Raw genomic sequence first — 16,122 nt, 5'->3', positions numbered from 1 at the left:
TCCTAATTTTATTGGTTAACGAATTGAAGCGTCCATTTAAAAGCCCCCGTTTACAGGGGGTAAAGAACATTTGTGGCAGCCTTGGCCAGGATCAGCAAGGGGGCCAATTCGATGGCACAAAGGTACAAAATTAAGTAATACACCGAAAAACCGGGTTGCTGAAACCCGATGGCTGCCCCCCTAAATCCTTTGCCCAGGTTAAGCAATACCAGCAGGCCCCAAACCAGGTAAAGCCCGGTAAGCGATGGGGTGTAAGCCAGATACACGACAAAGGGCAGGATAAGGATGCCTGCCAGGTTATTAAACAGGAAGAGGTTCTTGATGTAGGCTTCATTGGTGGGTTGGGTGCGGAATACCCACGCCAGGAAACTTGTAAACATCCTTTTCAGGGGATAATAAACGATTAGCAGCCCCAGCACCAACAGAAAAATCACTCCTTCATGAAGGCTGCCGGGGATGCTGCCTGTGCCAAGCTGTTGGATGGTTAGATAGATCAGCAGTGACAGCATCAGCAAATAATTGAAAAACATAAGCCAGAAAGGGGTCTCATCAAAGAAACCGCCGTCCCGTTCCATTTGGCTGAAATGTCGCCCGCCAAGGGTCGCCCTGAAAAACTGCCGCGTGCGTGAGGGGAAAAGCAGGTGGGCTAAAGCGATAGCCCCCGTGCTTGCAATTACAACCCATAGGATCCAGTCCAGGTCTGCCCGCTCTTTCAGCGGCTCAGGTCGGATAGTACCGGCAGTCAACAAGTGCTGACTGCCGTAATAGGACGAAGTGCTGGTCACGGTCATTGCTTCCGTCGAATCAGTTTCCGCTCCAGCTTCTTTTAGCCAGGAGCTGTTTTCAAAAGCAGGAAAAGTATCGGGAAACGAAAAAACCAGTGCCGGCAAGGCTGGCATGGCCTGCAGGGCGAGGCTCAGGGGAAGCAAAGCCAGGAAGAAAAAGAGGCGGCTTATGGAGTTCCTGTCAGCTTGCATGGCCAGAAATTTTTACAAAGGTAGTGGTTTTTGACCGCTCACACCTGTATCGTATAAAATCCTGCTTGTGAAAAAAATAACAAATTAAAGTTCTGACTTTCCTGGTTTGGTGAAAAAAAATACAGTTTTCCTTTGCCCCGGCATAAATTAATCCTAATTTTGCCACACTTTTAATGACAACATAATCAGTCACCTAAATAACCCTTTAGCATGCAATTACTCGAATCTATCAAGCAAAAAGCCAAAAAGGAAAATAAAATCATTGTTTTGCCCGAAGGCACTGAAGAACGTACCCTGAAAGCAGCCAATATCATACTTGAAGAAGGCATTGCCCGCATCATTCTACTGGGCAACCGCGAGGAGATCCTTCGCCTGGCCAAAAAGGAAAGCCTTGGTTCGATTGAAAAGGCCAATATTATCGATCCGGTTACCTGGGACCGCAGGGACTTTTTTGCCGATATGCTTGTTGAGATTCGTAAAAATAAGGGCCTGACCCGTGAGGAAGCTTACCAACTGGTTGCCGACCCCCTTTACTTGGCCACCCTGCTAATCAAGAACGGGGAGGCCGATGGCGAAGTGGCCGGGGCAGCCAATTCTACCGGCAACGTATTGCGCCCCGCCTTCCAGGTGGTAAAGACCCTGCCTGGCATCAGTGTCGTATCGGGAGCCTTTATTATGATTATGAAAGAAGAAAAATGGGGCGAGAATGGCATCATGGTCTTTGCCGACTGTGCCGTCCATCCCGATCCCACTGCAGCTGAACTGGCACAGATTGCCGTGACCACCGCAAAGACAACCCGTGCCATCGTTGGCATAGAACCCCGCGTAGCCATGCTGAGCTTCTCTACCAAGGGCAGCGCCAGCCACCCGATGTGCGACAAGGTGATCGAAGCCACGAAATTGGCCCAGGAAATGGACCCCGATCTGAAGATCGACGGCGAACTGCAAGCCGATGCCGCCATTGTGGAAGCCATCGGCCAAAGCAAGGCCCCCGGCAGCCCCATTGCCGGCAAAGCCAATGTGCTGGTATTCCCCACGCTCGAGGTGGGCAACATTGCCTACAAACTGGTGCAGCGCCTGGCAGGCGCCGAGGCCGTGGGGCCTGTGCTCCAAGGGATGGCAGCACCCATCAATGACCTCTCCAGGGGATGCTCGGTCGATGATATCGTCAACCTGGTGGCCATCACCGTTAACCAGGCCGCAGGCAAATAATAACCTTTCCTTCCGAAATTAATCTTTTTCCCATACACTCAAATCAATTCCAATAAAGAAATGAAAATATTAGTGCTAAACTGCGGGAGTTCCTCCATCAAGTACCAGTTCATCAACATGGCTAACAATGCCGAACTGCTGGCTAAAGGGCTCCTTGACCGTATTGGTCTGAAAGACAGTGAGCTGAAGCATCAGCCCAAGGGCAAGGAAACCTATATGGTAATTAAAAACGTGCCAGATCACGAAGTAGGGATCAACCTGATCCTGAAAGCCCTGCTCGATCCCGATCATGGTGTGATCGAAACCGTTGATGACATCTTTGCCGTTGGGCACCGTGTAGCCCACGGGGGCGAAAACTTCAGCGCCAGCGCGCTGATCACCGATGAGGTGATGAAAAACATTGAAGATGTCATTGAGCTTGCCCCGCTCCACAACCCCGCCAACCTCAAGGGGATTGTTTCGATGAAGAAACTCCTGCCCCAGGTGCCAATGGTAGCTGTGTTCGATACCGCTTTCCACCAGACCATCCCGCAGCACGCCTATATGTACGGCCTGCCCTACGAACTTTATGAGGAAGACAAGATCCGCCGCTATGGGTTCCACGGCACCAGCCACAAATACGTGTTCCAGCGTGCCTGCGATGCCCTGTTTATGCGTCAGGACAATGTCAGGGCCATTACCTGCCACTTAGGAAACGGTGCCTCGGTGGCCGCCATCAAGAATGGCAAATCGGTAGATACCTCTATGGGCCTTACCCCCGTGGAAGGCCTCATTATGGGCACCCGCTCCGGCGACCTCGACCTGGGGGCCCTGCTTTATATTATGAAGAAAAAAGACCTCAGCATTGATGAGGCCAACAACCTGATCAACAAGAAAAGTGGTGTCCTGGGAATCAGCGGCATCTCCTACGATATGCGCGACATTGAAAACGCAGCCTGGAATGAGAACCACAAGCGCGCCCAGCTGGCCCTTGAAATGTATATTTACCGCATTAAGAAATATATCGGGGCTTATGCAGCTGCCATGGGTGGTGTCGATCTGATCATCTTTACCGGTGGCGTTGGTGAGAATGGCCCCGAAACCCGCGAAGCCGTGTGCAAAGGCCTGGAGTTCCTTGGTGTGAACTTCGACCCCGAGCGTAATACCGGCATCCGTGGCAAGCTTGAACTCATCTCACGCCACGATTCACCCGTGAAGGTGATGGTGGTGCCTACCAACGAAGAACTTGTCATCGCTCACGATACCCTTAAGATCGTAGCTTTCAAGAACAATAACAACCAGGAAATTTAATTCCGTTTGTTTCCTTTATCAAGGCCGTCCCTTTGAGGCGGCCTTTTTTTTTCGTATCTCAGAAATAGTTAATACGGAGTTTGTACGGTTTAAACCGTATAAACTCCGTATAAACTCCGTATTAACTCCGATTTTGATCCCACTTTTCAGGGAGTCTTTAATAAGAGATTTAAAACAAAAAAAGCCGCCCCTTAAGCATTGGGAGCGGCTTTCCGATCTTTTTTAGGCCTGGGATTACATATCCTCCATCATTTCGTCGGTGAGCTCAAGGTTGTGGAACACGTTCTGGACATCGTCGTCATCCTCAAACATTTCAATGAGTTTCATCACTTTCTGTGCCTGTTCTTTTTCAAGTTTAACGGTGGTTTTCGGGATGCGTTGCAGCTCCGCGTTCTCGGCTTCAATATTCATCTCTTCAAGCTTTTTCATCATACTGCCAAAGTCTTCCATGGCCGTGTAGATGGTGAAAAAGTTATCTTCGGTCTCCACCTCTTCGGCGCCTGCATCGATCACTTCCATCATAAACTCATCTTCATCGAGCCCGCTCATGGGGACGGTAAACACGCCCTTGCGGTCGAACTGAAAGCTCAGGGCGCCATTGGTTTCGAGTTTGCCGTTGTGTTTATTGAAGTATGAGCGGACATTGGCCACGGTGCGCTGCAGGTTGTCGGTCAGGCATTCCACATAAACGGCTACCCCGTAATTGGCATAGCCCTCGTAGGTCACTTCAGTAAAGCTGCTGGCATTCTTGTCGCTGGCTTTGGTGATGGCACGCTGTACATTGTCCTTGGGCATGTTGGCGCCCTTGGCGTTGGATATGGCCAGCCTCAGGCGGGGGTTGCCTTCCGGGTCAGGACCACCTTCCTTTACGGCAACGGTGATTTCCTTGATGATCTTCGAAAAGATCTTCGAGCGCTTGGCGTCGAGTGCGCCTTTCTTGCGTTTGATGGTTGACCATTTACTGTGACCTGACATATTTTTTTGCTTTAAATTTCGGGCTGTAAAATTATAAAAAAGTCCCCAATTGAGAAAAAAATAAACCAGCCCCGAAACGGGGCTGGCTAGGGATGATATTGAGGGGTAACGGTTAGTCGAAATTAACGATGCGCAGGCCAATGCTGAAGGGGTAAACCTCGGGCCCCTTGCCCTCGCGGAACAGGCTGTTGAGCGAATAGGAGGCGAAGAAGTTGATCTTGCCCCATCCCATACGTGCCTGCAGGTCGTAACGGAAAGGATTGATGTAGAAATCTTCGTGGGTTTTCACCTTGTCTTTCTTGCCATCAATTTCATACACCTGCTTGGTGTGTGAGCTGACCCGGAAACCCAGGTTCAGGCCTGCAGCCATATGAAACTTGGAGAATTCGGAATGTGAGCGGGTCTGGAATTCCAGCATCAGCGGCACGTTGATCATCATCATCGTGAGTTTGTTCTTTCTGGGCTGCCCGGTTTCAAGGACTTCATATTCCAGTTCCTGGGGGCCCTTGATCAGCAGTATGTCGTTGCTGAGCCTGTAGTTGTTCCATCCCAGCCCGATACCGGTGTATAGGCCTACCTGGTCACCCATGAGGGCGAGGGTCTGCTGGTAAAGGTTGAGGTTGACAGCCACTGATTTCTCATAACGCAGGTCGAGAAACTCCTGATCGGCAGGCAGGTTGATGCTCCGCTCAGGGGTCATGAAGCCGTTGATGCCCAATTCGAGGCCGGCCCAGTTCTTACGGAAGGAGCGCGGTTTTGGAATCTTGCGGGTGGTGACATCATCCCCGTCCACGATGGTCACTTCACGCGAGCCTACCCTTACCCTGACGGTATCAGAGAGACTCTGCGATTTGGCCACGACCACATCGTCGGCATCGACTATAGTGGAAAGACCTGACAACTCGACGGTCTGCGTCACGGGAGTCTCTTTCACCCCAAGGGTAGAGGCGCCGCTCACTTTCCCTGTGAGGACGGAAGAAGCATACACCCTGGCTGCGGAAGCCCCTGAGATATCCACCTCGGTGGTTTCAGTGGCAAGGTCAAAGGCCTTTACTTGGGAGGCTCCGGAAGCCTTTACCTGGTGAACTTTAGCAATCCCGCTTAGTGTGGCGTTGGCTGCTCCGCTGAACTCAGAGGTCAGCAATTCGGTCTCTACATCAAGGTCAAAACTGGTGGCTCCGCCGCCTACTATCTTCAGCGAAGGGGTCAGGAGGCGAACTTCAGATTTGAAGCTGCTTACCGAACTGCCCTGCAGTAAGACATACTGGGGTGCGGTTACGTGAGCTTTGATGCGTTCGAGGTTGCGAACGCTGCCAGTATATTCAAGTTCAAGGATATTGCCAGATACCTTAACCTGGATGTCAGGGATCAGGGTGCTATCGGTTTCCAACAGCACTTCATAGGTGTTGCCCTGATACAGGTAAATGGAAAAAACGCTGCCTGACTTGACGCCGGTGAACGGCTCAACCTCATAGTACTGGGCTGAGGTCAGCAGGGGGAAAAGCAACAGGGTGATGGCTGCAATGGTCTTGTTCAAAAAAGTCGTTTTCATGGTTGATTCGTATTTAACAGTTAGTGAAATTGTTTGATGGTTGCAAAGGGAAAATGATATGTTTTATTCAGCACTGCGGATGGACCCCAGGCCTGATTTGTCGATTTGTGTTTCTCCGGGATTACCATAGTATTTGATGCTGCCTACCCCGCTGAGACTTGCCCTGAGCGAGGTTGTGGCATGAACGCTGGCTGAACCGGCACCACTGAGGTCAATCTCTGTCACCTCAGTGATCAGTTCTTTGGCCTCGAGGCTGCTGGCCCCTGCCAGGTCAATGTAGTGTTCACGAACCTTACCTTCAAAGTTAATGCTGCCAGCCCCGGCCAGTTCGGTGCGTAACACTTCGGCCACGATGGCCAGATCGATTTCGGCCGCACCGCTGATATCAAAACGCAGGTCATCGCTCTGGATCACCTCTTCTGATTCAATCTTGCAGGCCCCGCCTACAGTAATCCCGCGCAGGGCAGGGTAAGTGATTGTCAGGATCATTTTGGTGGGCTTAAGCACTGCTTCACGGGTGGTGCTGACATACAGGGTTTTGCCACGTACCTCCACATCCAGGAGTTCCATCAGGTTTTCGTCGGTTTCGATGACTACCTCCAAGTCACTGCCTTGTTTAAGCACAACGTTAAAGCCTCCCTGCAGATCGATCTCATCAAAATCACTGAGGGGAATGGTGGAGGTGACCACATTGCCATCGCCCCGCGTTACCTTGCCTTCCGAATAGGTGCAGGAAGAAAGGAAAACGAACGTGACCAGCAGGGTTAAAAAAGAAAAAGTCCTGGTTGTTTGTGGTTTCATAAGCTCTGTTTTGTTTGCGTTTCAGTGGTATGACGATGTTGCCCATTAAATGTTACAGCAAAAGGAATATTTTTTTCAGAAAATTGGAAAACGTTAAAATTTTCCCTGCGGAAACAAAAAAGCCCGGTGTTCTTTTCCACCGGGCTGTGTTTTCCTATTCAGGATATTATGCTTTTGCTAATGGGCTGATTCGAATTGCCGCAGGAAACGCAGGTCGTTTTCAAAGTACATCCTCAGGTCGCGGACCTGGAAGATGTTCATGGCAATGCGTTCGATGCCCATCCCAAAGGCATACCCCGAATAAATTTCGGGGTCGATGCCGCAGTTTTTCAGTACGTTGGGGTCCACCATTCCGCATCCCATCACTTCGATCCAGCCGCTATGCTTGCAGATGGGGCATCCGGGGCCGCCGCAAATGTTGCACGACACATCCATTTCTGCCGAGGGCTCGGTAAAGGGAAAGAAGGAAGGCCGCAGACGAATCCGGGTTTTCTCGCCGAACATCTCGCGGGCGAAATAGAGCAGGGTCTGGCGCATATCGGCAAACGACACGCCCTTATCAATATACAGCCCTTCCACCTGGTGGAAGATACAATGGGCACGTGCCGAGATGGCTTCATTGCGGAATACCCTTCCCGGAGAAATGGTCCGTATGGGGGGCTTTTGGCTTTCCATCACACGCACCTGCACTGAGCTGGTGTGTGTGCGCAGGGCCAGGTCGGGGTTCTTGCCAAAGAAAAAGGTGTCCTGCATGTCGCGTGCAGGATGCTCTTCGGGGAAGTTCAGGGCGCTGAAGTTATGCCAGTCGTCTTCCATCTCGGGGCCATCTGACACCACAAAGCCGATGCGCTCGAAGATGCCGTTGATGCGGTTGCGGACAATGGAAATAGGGTGGCGTGATCCCAGGGGCGCAAAATCGGCAGGCATACTCAGGTCGGGCTGCTCCTGCCCCCCCTTGGGGCCGGAAGCCTGCTCGAGCTGTTCCTTTAGCTGATTCACCTTTTCGGTAGCCCTGCTCTTCAGATCATTCAGTTGCTGCCCCATTTCCTTGCGAAGTGCCGGTTCCACCGTTTTGAAATCCTGGAACAAGGCTGGGATGAGCCCCTTTTTGGAAAGCATCTTCACACGGAAAGCCTCCACCTGCTCTTGGGTATCGGCACGGAAAGCCTCCACCTCTTCCAGCAGGGCCTTGATTTTTTCGGTCATAGAGAAAACAGATTATGGAAGGATCTCAATAGTCATCGTTACGTCCTGAATGGGGCGGTCGGCGGCGCCAGTTTGCACGGCGGCAATTTGATCGATTACATCCAGACCCTCCACCACTTCACCAAACACGGAATAGCCGCCATCCAGGTGGGGTGTGCCACCAATGGTGGTATATACCTGGCGCTGTTCAGCGCTAAAGGTCAGCCCGCGCTGCTGTTCCATCATATCAAGCTCTTCAGGAGTCCAGACCTTTCCCTGGACAATATAGAACTGCGAACCGGAGGAGGCGCGCTCGGGGTTCATCCGGTCGCCCAGGCGCGCTGCTGCCAGGGCGCCTTTTTTATGAAACAACCCGGCCACGATTTCGGCCGGAATGGTATATCCGGGGCCGCCATTACCAAGGGCCTGGTCTGGCGCAGCGTTCCTCGAGGCTGGATCACCGCCCTGGATCATAAAATCCTTGATGACACGGTGGAAAAGCAAACCGTCATAAAATTCTTCTTCCACCAGTTTCAGGAAATTGTCACGATGTAAAGGGGTTTCATTGTATAGCTTCAGGACGATATCTCCAAAACCCGTGGTGATCTTCACCATATGGACTTCCTCCTGGGTTGGTTCCCCGGCAGGAACCTGGGTGTTCTCATCCTGGTTTTCGTTGTTGCGGGCATTGCCGCAAGAGGTCAGCAGCATCATCATCGAAAAAAGGCCAACCGTAATAAAGGAATAGCGAATTTTGTTCATAATTTGAGGTTTTTTGCAAACATCAAAGGTAAAAAAAATGACGCAGAAAGCCAATCATAAATTCTGGGGAAACAAAAAACCGCCGGGAGGAAGCGGTTTTGGATTTTTCAAAGTGAAGATTGTGCTGGCCTTAACACAGCATTATTTTTTCACCCGCTCGGGTGAATTATGGCTTCACCAGGGGATGAAAATTTTACCAGGCGCTTAAAAGCTCAATACCCCCAGCAACAAGATAAACAGGAAGATCAGTCTTAACAGATGGACCGATATCGTTTGGATTTTTTCACGCTTGGAAAAAGGCTGAAAATCGCCTTTGCTCCAGAGCTCTTCGCGCTCAAGGGCGGGATGAATCTGTTGATCGAATGGTACTTGTTTCATGGTACAGCAGAATAATGAAGAATCAGTATTTTCAAAAATGGTTGCGTTATTCTCTATCATAATCTGTACCACAAACCCAATTATTGTAGAAAATATTTTTAACTTTTCCGGAATTGAAGCCAGTCGTGCTTTTGAGGAGATTGCTGGCCGGATTTATTTGTTGATTTCTGATATCCCTCCAAGTGATGTTGCACCTTGTTCGGATGTAAATTGTCCGGAACGATACGCTTCTGTCCATTAGCGGACAATAAAAAAATCTATTAAATATTAACGGAGTTTCTGGAGGGATTTACCTCGTGATGATGCGGCTGAGTTCTTTAGCAAAGAGGCTGCGCTTGGCCTTAAGCTGGCGGTCGTTTTCAAGCAGCTGGTTGGCCTCTTCTTCGTCGGTACAAATTTTCAAACGCTCCTGGTTCTCCTCGATCATTTTTTCCAGGCGCCTGAGCTTAAAGGCATACAACACTTCCAGCAGGCTTTGCTTCAGGTTCTCCTCTTCGGTCTTCACGAAGATGCGGTGACGGGTCTTCCAGTTGTCGCTCAGGGTATGGGGTGTGCTCATCAGGTCGATGGCCAGATCCCTGACGCTTTGTTCCTCGTGGGAGAAAAAGGCCTGCTCCGAGGGGATGGTATCCTCCAGGCGGTGACGGGCAAAGATGTCGAAAATGGTCTGGCAGGCCGGATTGTCGAAGCCTAGCTTATCGTCGCTGAAATCGTCGATGATGAAATCAACGACCCGGATGGAGATGTCCATGGGTTTGCCTGCCTCATCGGCCACCTCAAATTCAATCTTTTTCCCCCCATGCTGCAGCAGCATCCGGATGACTTCCTTTTCCTGGTGGCCATTGGTCAGCTTTTGGGTTTCCTGCTGAACGGGAAGCTCAGGCCGGGGTTCCGGCAACTTCTGCGGAGGTTCGTTGCTGCGATCGCGCGTGGCCTTTTGCCGGCGCAACTTATTGACTTCCGCCACCAGCAGGCGCTCATCGATCTGCATCAGGTCGCTGCACTGCTGGATGTACAGGGTGCGGGCAATGGGCTCAGGGATGAGCGAGATGGTCTGGGCGATTTCCTTGATGAGGCCTGCCTTGCGGATGGGGTCGTTTTGCGTCTCGCCCAGCAAGAGGTTGGTCTTGAAGGAGATGAAGTCGAGGGCGTTTTTTTCCACGAACGCCTTCACCTCCACCGGGCGGTATTTGCGGGCGTAGGAGTCGGGATCTTCGCCATCGGGAAACAGCACCAGTCGTACGTTCATCCCTTCTTCCAGGATCATGTCGATGCCGCGGAAGGCGGCCTTGATGCCCGCCGGGTCGCCGTCGAACAGCAGGGTGATGTTGCTGGTGTAGCGCCGGATGAGCTTGATCTGCTCGGTGGTCAGCGAGGTCCCTGAACTGGAGATCACGTTTTCGATGCCTGCCTGGTGCATCGAGATCACATCGGTATAGCCCTCCACCAGGTAACAGTTGTCCTCACGCGAAACGGCGCTTTTTGCAAAGTACAGCCCGTAAAGCACCTTGCTCTTGTGGTAGATGTCGCTCTCGGCAGTGTTGATGTATTTGGGCTTGTTTTTTTCGCTGGTGAGGATGCGCGCCCCAAAGCCCAGTACCCGCCCCGAGAGGTTGTGGATGGGGAAGATGACCCGCCCCCTGAAGCTGTCGTACAGCTGCTGATCCTTTTCCTTGCTCAGGCTGGTATTCAGCAGGTATTCTTTCTTGTAGCCGTGCTTTTTGGCGTGAAGGGTGAAGGCGTCCCACTGATTGAGGGCATAGCCCAGCCCGAACTTGCGGATGGTCTCGAGCGAGAAGCCCCGTTCCTTCAGGTAGGTCATCCCGATGGCCTTGCCTTCCTCGTCCTTGTGCAGGATGTCCTCAAAATATTTCTGGGCAAAGGCCGAGAGGTTGAACAGGCTCTCCTTCTCATCCATCGCCTGCTGTTGCTCGGGGGAAGGCTTTTCTTCCTCGATCTCTATGCCATATTTATTGGCCAGGTATTTCAGCGCCTCGGGAAAGGTATAATGCTCGTGCTCCATCAGGAAACTCACCGCATCGCCTCCTTTACCGCAGCCAAAGCATTTGAAGATGCCCCGGGCCGGGTTCACGTTGAACGAAGGGGTCTTTTCGTTGTGGAAGGGGCACAGTCCAATGAGGTTTACCCCCCGCTTCTTCAGGTTCACGAACTCGCCCACCACCTCTTCGATGCGAACGGCGTCCATGATTTTTTCCTTGGTATCGGGTGTGATCATCCGGGGGATTTTCCTGCGAATTTACACATTATTGAATGGAATCAGGAAAGAAAAAATCACAAGATGAGGGCATAGTGTAAAGGGTTTATTAAACTTTTAACCGGCTTCAGCGAATGGGAAAGGCCTGGCTTAGTCCCGGGTAAATTGCAGTTTGCATTGGCGGCCATCGAATTGATTTCTTTTACAAGAAATGAAAGCCGCTCATTTTCCTGTTCCTCCTGGAAAATTTCTTTTAGCAAACTCACCTGATGGACCTGTTTCTTATACCTTTTTTTTGAATAAAACAATGCTCTTGCCTCCTTGCAGAATCTTCAGATCAATGTTTTGCTTCTGGCATTTCTCAATCATGAAATCAAAACTCTTACCTGTATTGTCTATGATTGGAGAAAACAATTCCAGGTTACTGCTCAGAGGAGTGAAGAAGTTATCCCAATGGATCGGGATGACCAGGTCTGGCTTGAGTTTTTCGATGCTGTTCTCCCAGAGTGTGTTTTTAAATTCTATGCTTTGGTGGGCAATATTTCCAATGCTAAAAAATACCACATCAGCTTTATACTTGTCACGCATTCCTTCCACGTAATTGGCACTTGGGATAATGTAAATGCTTTTGCCAGCATGCTTTATGAGGAAATCATAAGAACCACCCTCAACATATTTAAAAACCCATGCAGGCTGGCTTAGTGGCCGGTCGATGGCATGGCCGATATTGTTGTTGAAAAAGCTCGGGGGAGAATGCCTGGCCGATATGGCAGTAATGCTGAAAGCACCCATGTGGACTTCTCTTCCCGGTTCGAGGGGAGCCATTTGTTCTTCACCGAGTCCGCCTCCCCGTGCAATGTTCAGGGTGGAGGGGGAACCAAACAGCACGGCCCCTGTTCTTTGAGTAACATAAGCCACATCAAAGGCGTGATCATAGTGCGAGTGGCTTACGAAAATGGCCTTAACCCTGTTAATTTCATATTTTGAAATCGCATTGTCCACTTTCTTGCGATCGGTATGAATCTGGCTGGTAACCACTTTCCATAAACCATGCCTGCTGAAAAACCCGTCAGTAAGAATCTGGGTTTCTCCGTCATCAAGCAACAGAGAGGTTGCCCCAAGAAAGGTCACTTTTACACTTCCGTTGGACGGGTTATCCAAATCTTGTGTAAACAAGGATTCATAATCCTTTATTCCTCGCGAATGCCTGAACATTATACAAGCTATTAATTATATGTTGAACGTTAATGCCACCAATATATAGATTAAAGCCTTTTTCATAGCAGTGAATGGTGCTTAATTATCCTGATTCAAACCAAGGAAAATAAAGAGAAGCTTTCCACTAAACAAATTTAATTTAAAATCAGTATAAATTTTTCCAATACTTGCAATCATTAATGCCTGGCTAACAAGACCGGTTTAACTGTATATTTTTCCATAGCCTTTGAACACGTGTTTAAAATTCAATATCTTTGCGACGCTTTTTATACAAAAAGCGCCTATTGAGCCCAGTGTAAACTAAAACGGAAAAATAATGGAAACGAATTACCTGACTGATTTGATGCTCCCCTTATCGCTGGCCATTATTATGCTTGGCATGGGCTTGTCGCTTACGCCTGCCGATTTCAAGCGTGTGGTGCTGTATCCTAAGGCTGCAGCCATAGGTTTTGTCAACCAGATTATTTTGCTGCCACTGGTGGGTTTTTTGCTGGTTTATCTTTTTGGCCTGAACAACCTGGAGCTTGCTGTAGGTATCATGGTGCTGGCAGCCTGCCCGGGAGGCCCCACCTCGAACCTGATCAGTCACATCTCCCGCGGCGATACCGCCCTGTCCATTACCATGACAGCCATCTCGAGCATGGTGGCCATTATCACCATCCCCCTCATCGTGAACTTTTCGCTGGCACATTTCCTTCAGCAGGGAGAGTATGTGCCCCTGCCCGTTTTTGAAACCATTGTTAAACTGACCCTTGTCACCCTGTTGCCCGTAACCATTGGCATGTTCATCAGGTCCAGGGCCAGGAAGTTTGCCTTTAAAATGGATAAGCCTGTTAAAATCGTGTCGGGTATCCTTTTGTTCCTCATCATTTTTGCAGCCATCAACACCAACCGCGATATTTTTGTGCAATCCTTCAGGGACGTGGGTCCCATTGCCCTGGCATTAAACCTGGTCATGCTCTTCTTTGGGTATTTATCGGCAAGAATGGCAAAGCTCAACATTACCCAAAGCATTACCATCTCTATTGAAACAGGGATCCAGAACGGGACCCTGGGAATATTGATCGCAAGCACCCTTCTGCTCAATGACGTCATGGCCATTTCACCTGCCATCTACAGTTTAATCATGTTTATGACCGCCGGTTTTATTATTGCCTGGATGAACCTCAGGTTCAGGGGTAAAAGACTGGTGGTGAGATAAGGAAAAGGACAGAGGGAAACTTCATTCAACCCGTGACTAAAAAAACGGGAATAAGCAGCCTGTTCACTTTCACTTAGATGGCCTGAGGCCTTTGTGCCTCATTGGCCTTTGCTGCTGTCTTCAAGGGCCTTATACACTTTCATGAAAATACTTTCCTTCTTGTTGGGTGTGATCATCCAGTGGCTTATCCTGTAAAAAAGAACAGAAAATTCCAATTTTTTCAAGATTATTACCGGCCGTTTCGCCTTGCCATGCAGTAATTTTTTGTAAGGCCCAAATAAATCAATGGATCCTGTGGGTCTTTTTTAAAACAAGGGATGAAATTATCCTCGAATCATTCATTTAATTGCAACGCTTTATGAAATTTCGATTTGCTTTTTTACCGTCCATTTTTCTCCTGTTTCTTTCCGTTGCCCTGATGACGCAGACCCAGGCACTGGTAACGGGCAACTTCGAGCCTCCTGCCAAATTTGAAGCAGGGTCCTTAATCATCAGGCCGCTGATTGCCCACGATGTGATGAGCCACCATTCAAAGGGGCCAGGAGGCACCGACCCTCATTATGGCCTGCCAATCCCCTCACTGGATATGCCTGTGAACGATACCCCCTCGCAGGACGACCTCTTGGGGCTGGAATATCCCCAGCGCAGAATCCCTCTGCCCAACTCCTTTTCCTACCCCGTGGTAGATGCTGAAACCGGTAAAATGATCGGTTGTGTGCATCTCAACCATTCCAGCGATCCTGCCCACGATGCTGAAGTGACCTGGTGGCTCAGGGCCGGCTCAGCCGAAAACAGCCTGTACCAAACCTTTTCTGAAACGGTTAAGGCGTGGGTCAACGAGGAATGGCCTTTCAAGAATCCTGACTTTAATGGCCGGGCCATCGCCCTGAACGACTGATTGCCATTCGTGTAACATCTTTCTTTCAGGCTCGGTCCAAATCCTGAGTTTAGACGTATCATAAACGGGTCATAAACGTTTTAAAACGTTTATGCCCCGTTTATGATACGAACGAAATAAGACCCTGGTAGGGAGCAGAAAGGGCGAAAAAAAGGCAATAAAGTTTTCAGGAACACCCTTTTGGGGGCTCCTAAAAGGAATGCCGCTAAATAATAAAGATGCAAAGGGTTAAGCCATTACAGGGCTGATTTGGCTTATCGGGCCACTTTAACCTTGATGGCCGAGGGTCCCTTGGGACCCATCTCCACCTCAAAGCTTACCAGGTTGCCTTCCCTGATCTCTTCGAGGGTGTTGTTCACGTGCACGAAAATGCTTTCCTGGGTTTCGGTGTCCTTGATGAAGCCAAAGCCTTTCGATTCGTTCAGGAAGCTGACAATGCCCTTGCGGATGGGGTCGTAGGGGATGTCTTCCTTTTTGGGGGTGCTGACCTCAATTTCTTCGGGATCAATTTCTTCGATGTCTTTGGGGTCGGGCGGGGTGGAGCTAAGGTTGCCAAAGGCGTCCACGTATGCGATCATATCGTCGAGGCTGCCGGAAGTATCTTTATCTCTTTTTTCCAGTCGCTTCTTTTCCTTTTCCTTGCGCTTTTTCTCTTTTTTGTTTCTTACTTCCTTCTTGCCGTAACTGTCTTGTGATCTGCCCATTTGGTGTTTTTCGTGATTTTATTTTACGTTGGTTTTTTGGCCCGGAGCCGGGCCGGTTTGTGCAAAGATAATCAAAATGCAGGGGTTTTTGGGTAATTTATTGAATATTAAATAAAAAGGAAATGGCAGGAAGATATGGGGGAGGTCTTTTCTGTGGAAAAGGCTGAGAAGAGTCTTGTGATGACAAAAAATCTATCCATAGGATCAAACAATAAACTTTCATAAATTTGGTTGAGAATAATAGGATCATTTCCCCGTGCTTTCATAAAATCAATGCAATGGATATAAGGAAAAGTTTTTTTTTCGTGCTGGTAGTGGGTTTTACCCTTGCCTTTTTTCCAGTGAACTCAGCGCTTGCGCAGGATGCGGCAGGGGAACCTGAGGATGTAACCCTGCGGGGGCAGTACGAGGAGGTGCAGCGGCGCACGCGCATCTACGACGGGTTTCGGGCCATCCGCGAGGATATGTTTCAGGACCTGCGCAGGCAGTCGCTCGACTCGCTCAACCAGGCCCGCCAGCGGATCAGCGCCCTCGAAGGCGAACTGCAGGAGGTGAACGCCCGCCTTGACCAACAGGCCGGGCAACTGGAGGAGGCTGAGGCCGCGCGCGACCAGGCCATTGCCAACAAGGACAGCATCCCCTTCCTGGGCAAACCCCTGAAGAAAGGGTTTTACAATGCCCTGGTCTGGTCCATCATTGGCATCCTGGCCTTGCTGGCCCTGGTGATGCTGGTGGTAAGCCGCAATGCCCGCCG

15 protein-coding genes are annotated in these 16,122 nt (G+C 50.0%); 5 read left to right on the top strand and 10 right to left on the bottom strand.

What is annotated here, in order from left to right; all coding sequences use genetic code 11:
* Positions 1–50: 50 nt before the first annotated feature.
* Positions 51–977 (bottom strand): DUF4271 domain-containing protein, encoded by a 927-nt coding sequence (locus tag V2I46_08915; GenBank protein MEE4177617.1) that lies wholly within the window; start codon positions 975–977, stop codon positions 51–53.
* A gap of 210 nt (positions 978–1,187) precedes the next feature.
* Between V2I46_08915 and pta the strand changes: the two genes are divergently transcribed.
* On the top strand, positions 1,188–2,189 hold the full coding sequence (gene pta, locus V2I46_08910) for a phosphate acetyltransferase (GenBank protein MEE4177616.1): 1,002 nt from the start codon (positions 1,188–1,190) through the stop codon (positions 2,187–2,189).
* Positions 2,190–2,249: 60 nt separating this feature from the next.
* Positions 2,250–3,479, top strand: coding sequence for an acetate kinase (locus V2I46_08905; protein MEE4177615.1), 1,230 nt, complete (start codon positions 2,250–2,252; stop codon positions 3,477–3,479).
* 234 nt (positions 3,480–3,713) lie between these two features.
* On the opposite strand, the gene V2I46_08900 is transcribed toward V2I46_08905, so the two are convergent.
* The 8 genes from V2I46_08900 to V2I46_08865 all read right to left on the bottom strand — a co-directional run bounded on the left by V2I46_08900 (position 3,714) and on the right by V2I46_08865 (position 12,562).
* Positions 3,714–4,454: a YebC/PmpR family DNA-binding transcriptional regulator gene (locus tag V2I46_08900; protein MEE4177614.1), complete on the bottom strand. Its 741-nt coding sequence runs from the start codon at positions 4,452–4,454 to the stop codon at positions 3,714–3,716.
* Between the two features lie 112 nt (positions 4,455–4,566).
* Entirely contained in the window at positions 4,567–6,006 is a 1,440-nt protein-coding gene (locus V2I46_08895) for a DUF2807 domain-containing protein (GenBank protein ID MEE4177613.1), read from the bottom strand.
* Positions 6,007–6,069: 63 nt separating this feature from the next.
* A complete protein-coding gene (locus tag V2I46_08890; protein MEE4177612.1) occupies positions 6,070–6,807 on the bottom strand; it encodes a head GIN domain-containing protein in 738 nt (245 codons plus the stop codon).
* A 177-nt stretch (positions 6,808–6,984) separates the two neighbouring features.
* Positions 6,985–8,013, bottom strand: coding sequence for a phenylalanine--tRNA ligase subunit alpha (gene pheS / locus V2I46_08885; GenBank protein ID MEE4177611.1), 1,029 nt, complete (start codon positions 8,011–8,013; stop codon positions 6,985–6,987).
* Positions 8,014–8,025: 12 nt separating this feature from the next.
* The gene (locus V2I46_08880; protein ID MEE4177610.1) at positions 8,026–8,607 is read right to left on the bottom strand and encodes a peptidylprolyl isomerase; all 582 of its coding nucleotides are present in this window, start codon (positions 8,605–8,607) and stop codon (positions 8,026–8,028) included.
* Positions 8,608–8,958: 351 nt separating this feature from the next.
* Complete coding sequence (locus V2I46_08875) at positions 8,959–9,132, bottom strand: hypothetical protein (GenBank protein ID MEE4177609.1); 174 nt, start codon at positions 9,130–9,132, stop codon at positions 8,959–8,961.
* A 289-nt stretch (positions 9,133–9,421) separates the two neighbouring features.
* Positions 9,422–11,368 (bottom strand): DNA primase, encoded by a 1,947-nt coding sequence (gene dnaG / locus V2I46_08870; GenBank protein ID MEE4177608.1) that lies wholly within the window; start codon positions 11,366–11,368, stop codon positions 9,422–9,424.
* A gap of 261 nt (positions 11,369–11,629) precedes the next feature.
* Entirely contained in the window at positions 11,630–12,562 is a 933-nt protein-coding gene (locus V2I46_08865) for an MBL fold metallo-hydrolase (protein ID MEE4177607.1), read from the bottom strand.
* Positions 12,563–12,881: 319 nt separating this feature from the next.
* Here V2I46_08865 and V2I46_08860 point away from each other — a divergent pair, with 319 nt between their 5' ends.
* The gene (locus tag V2I46_08860; protein MEE4177606.1) at positions 12,882–13,766 is read left to right on the top strand and encodes a bile acid:sodium symporter family protein; all 885 of its coding nucleotides are present in this window, start codon (positions 12,882–12,884) and stop codon (positions 13,764–13,766) included.
* Between the two features lie 358 nt (positions 13,767–14,124).
* Entirely contained in the window at positions 14,125–14,664 is a 540-nt protein-coding gene (locus V2I46_08855; protein MEE4177605.1) for a hypothetical protein, read from the top strand.
* Between the two features lie 254 nt (positions 14,665–14,918).
* Here the strand turns inward: V2I46_08855 and V2I46_08850 are convergent, their stop codons facing one another.
* The gene (locus V2I46_08850; protein MEE4177604.1) at positions 14,919–15,368 is read right to left on the bottom strand and encodes a cold shock domain-containing protein; all 450 of its coding nucleotides are present in this window, start codon (positions 15,366–15,368) and stop codon (positions 14,919–14,921) included.
* Between the two features lie 278 nt (positions 15,369–15,646).
* Here V2I46_08850 and V2I46_08845 point away from each other — a divergent pair.
* Positions 15,647–16,122, top strand: a 476-nt coding sequence (locus tag V2I46_08845; protein MEE4177603.1) for a hypothetical protein, incomplete at its 3' end; no start/stop codon positions are given.

It is taken from the genome of Bacteroides sp., from assembly GCA_036351255.1.
Classification (GTDB): Bacteria; Bacteroidota; Bacteroidia; order Bacteroidales; family UBA7960; genus UBA7960.
The sequence above is the reverse complement of the archived record's forward strand: the minus strand, read 5'-3'. Positions and strand labels throughout refer to the sequence as shown.

Coding starts and splice junctions, on each gene's coding strand:
- V2I46_08915 (MEE4177617.1), bottom strand. CDS start 977: ATGCAAGCTGACAGGAACTCCATAAGCCGCCTCTTTTTCTTCCTGGCT.
- pta (MEE4177616.1), top strand. CDS start 1,188: ATGCAATTACTCGAATCTATCAAGCAAAAAGCCAAAAAGGAAAATAAA.
- V2I46_08905 (MEE4177615.1), top strand. CDS start 2,250: ATGAAAATATTAGTGCTAAACTGCGGGAGTTCCTCCATCAAGTACCAG.
- V2I46_08900 (MEE4177614.1), bottom strand. CDS start 4,454: ATGTCAGGTCACAGTAAATGGTCAACCATCAAACGCAAGAAAGGCGCA.
- V2I46_08895 (MEE4177613.1), bottom strand. CDS start 6,006: ATGAAAACGACTTTTTTGAACAAGACCATTGCAGCCATCACCCTGTTG.
- V2I46_08890 (MEE4177612.1), bottom strand. CDS start 6,807: ATGAAACCACAAACAACCAGGACTTTTTCTTTTTTAACCCTGCTGGTC.
- pheS (MEE4177611.1), bottom strand. CDS start 8,013: ATGACCGAAAAAATCAAGGCCCTGCTGGAAGAGGTGGAGGCTTTCCGT.
- V2I46_08880 (MEE4177610.1), bottom strand. CDS start 8,607: ATGGTGAAGATCACCACGGGTTTTGGAGATATCGTCCTGAAGCTATAC.
- V2I46_08875 (MEE4177609.1), bottom strand. CDS start 9,132: ATGAAACAAGTACCATTCGATCAACAGATTCATCCCGCCCTTGAGCGC.
- dnaG (MEE4177608.1), bottom strand. CDS start 11,368: ATGATCACACCCGATACCAAGGAAAAAATCATGGACGCCGTTCGCATC.
- V2I46_08865 (MEE4177607.1), bottom strand. CDS start 12,562: ATGTTCAGGCATTCGCGAGGAATAAAGGATTATGAATCCTTGTTTACA.
- V2I46_08860 (MEE4177606.1), top strand. CDS start 12,882: ATGGAAACGAATTACCTGACTGATTTGATGCTCCCCTTATCGCTGGCC.
- V2I46_08855 (MEE4177605.1), top strand. CDS start 14,125: ATGAAATTTCGATTTGCTTTTTTACCGTCCATTTTTCTCCTGTTTCTT.
- V2I46_08850 (MEE4177604.1), bottom strand. CDS start 15,368: ATGGGCAGATCACAAGACAGTTACGGCAAGAAGGAAGTAAGAAACAAA.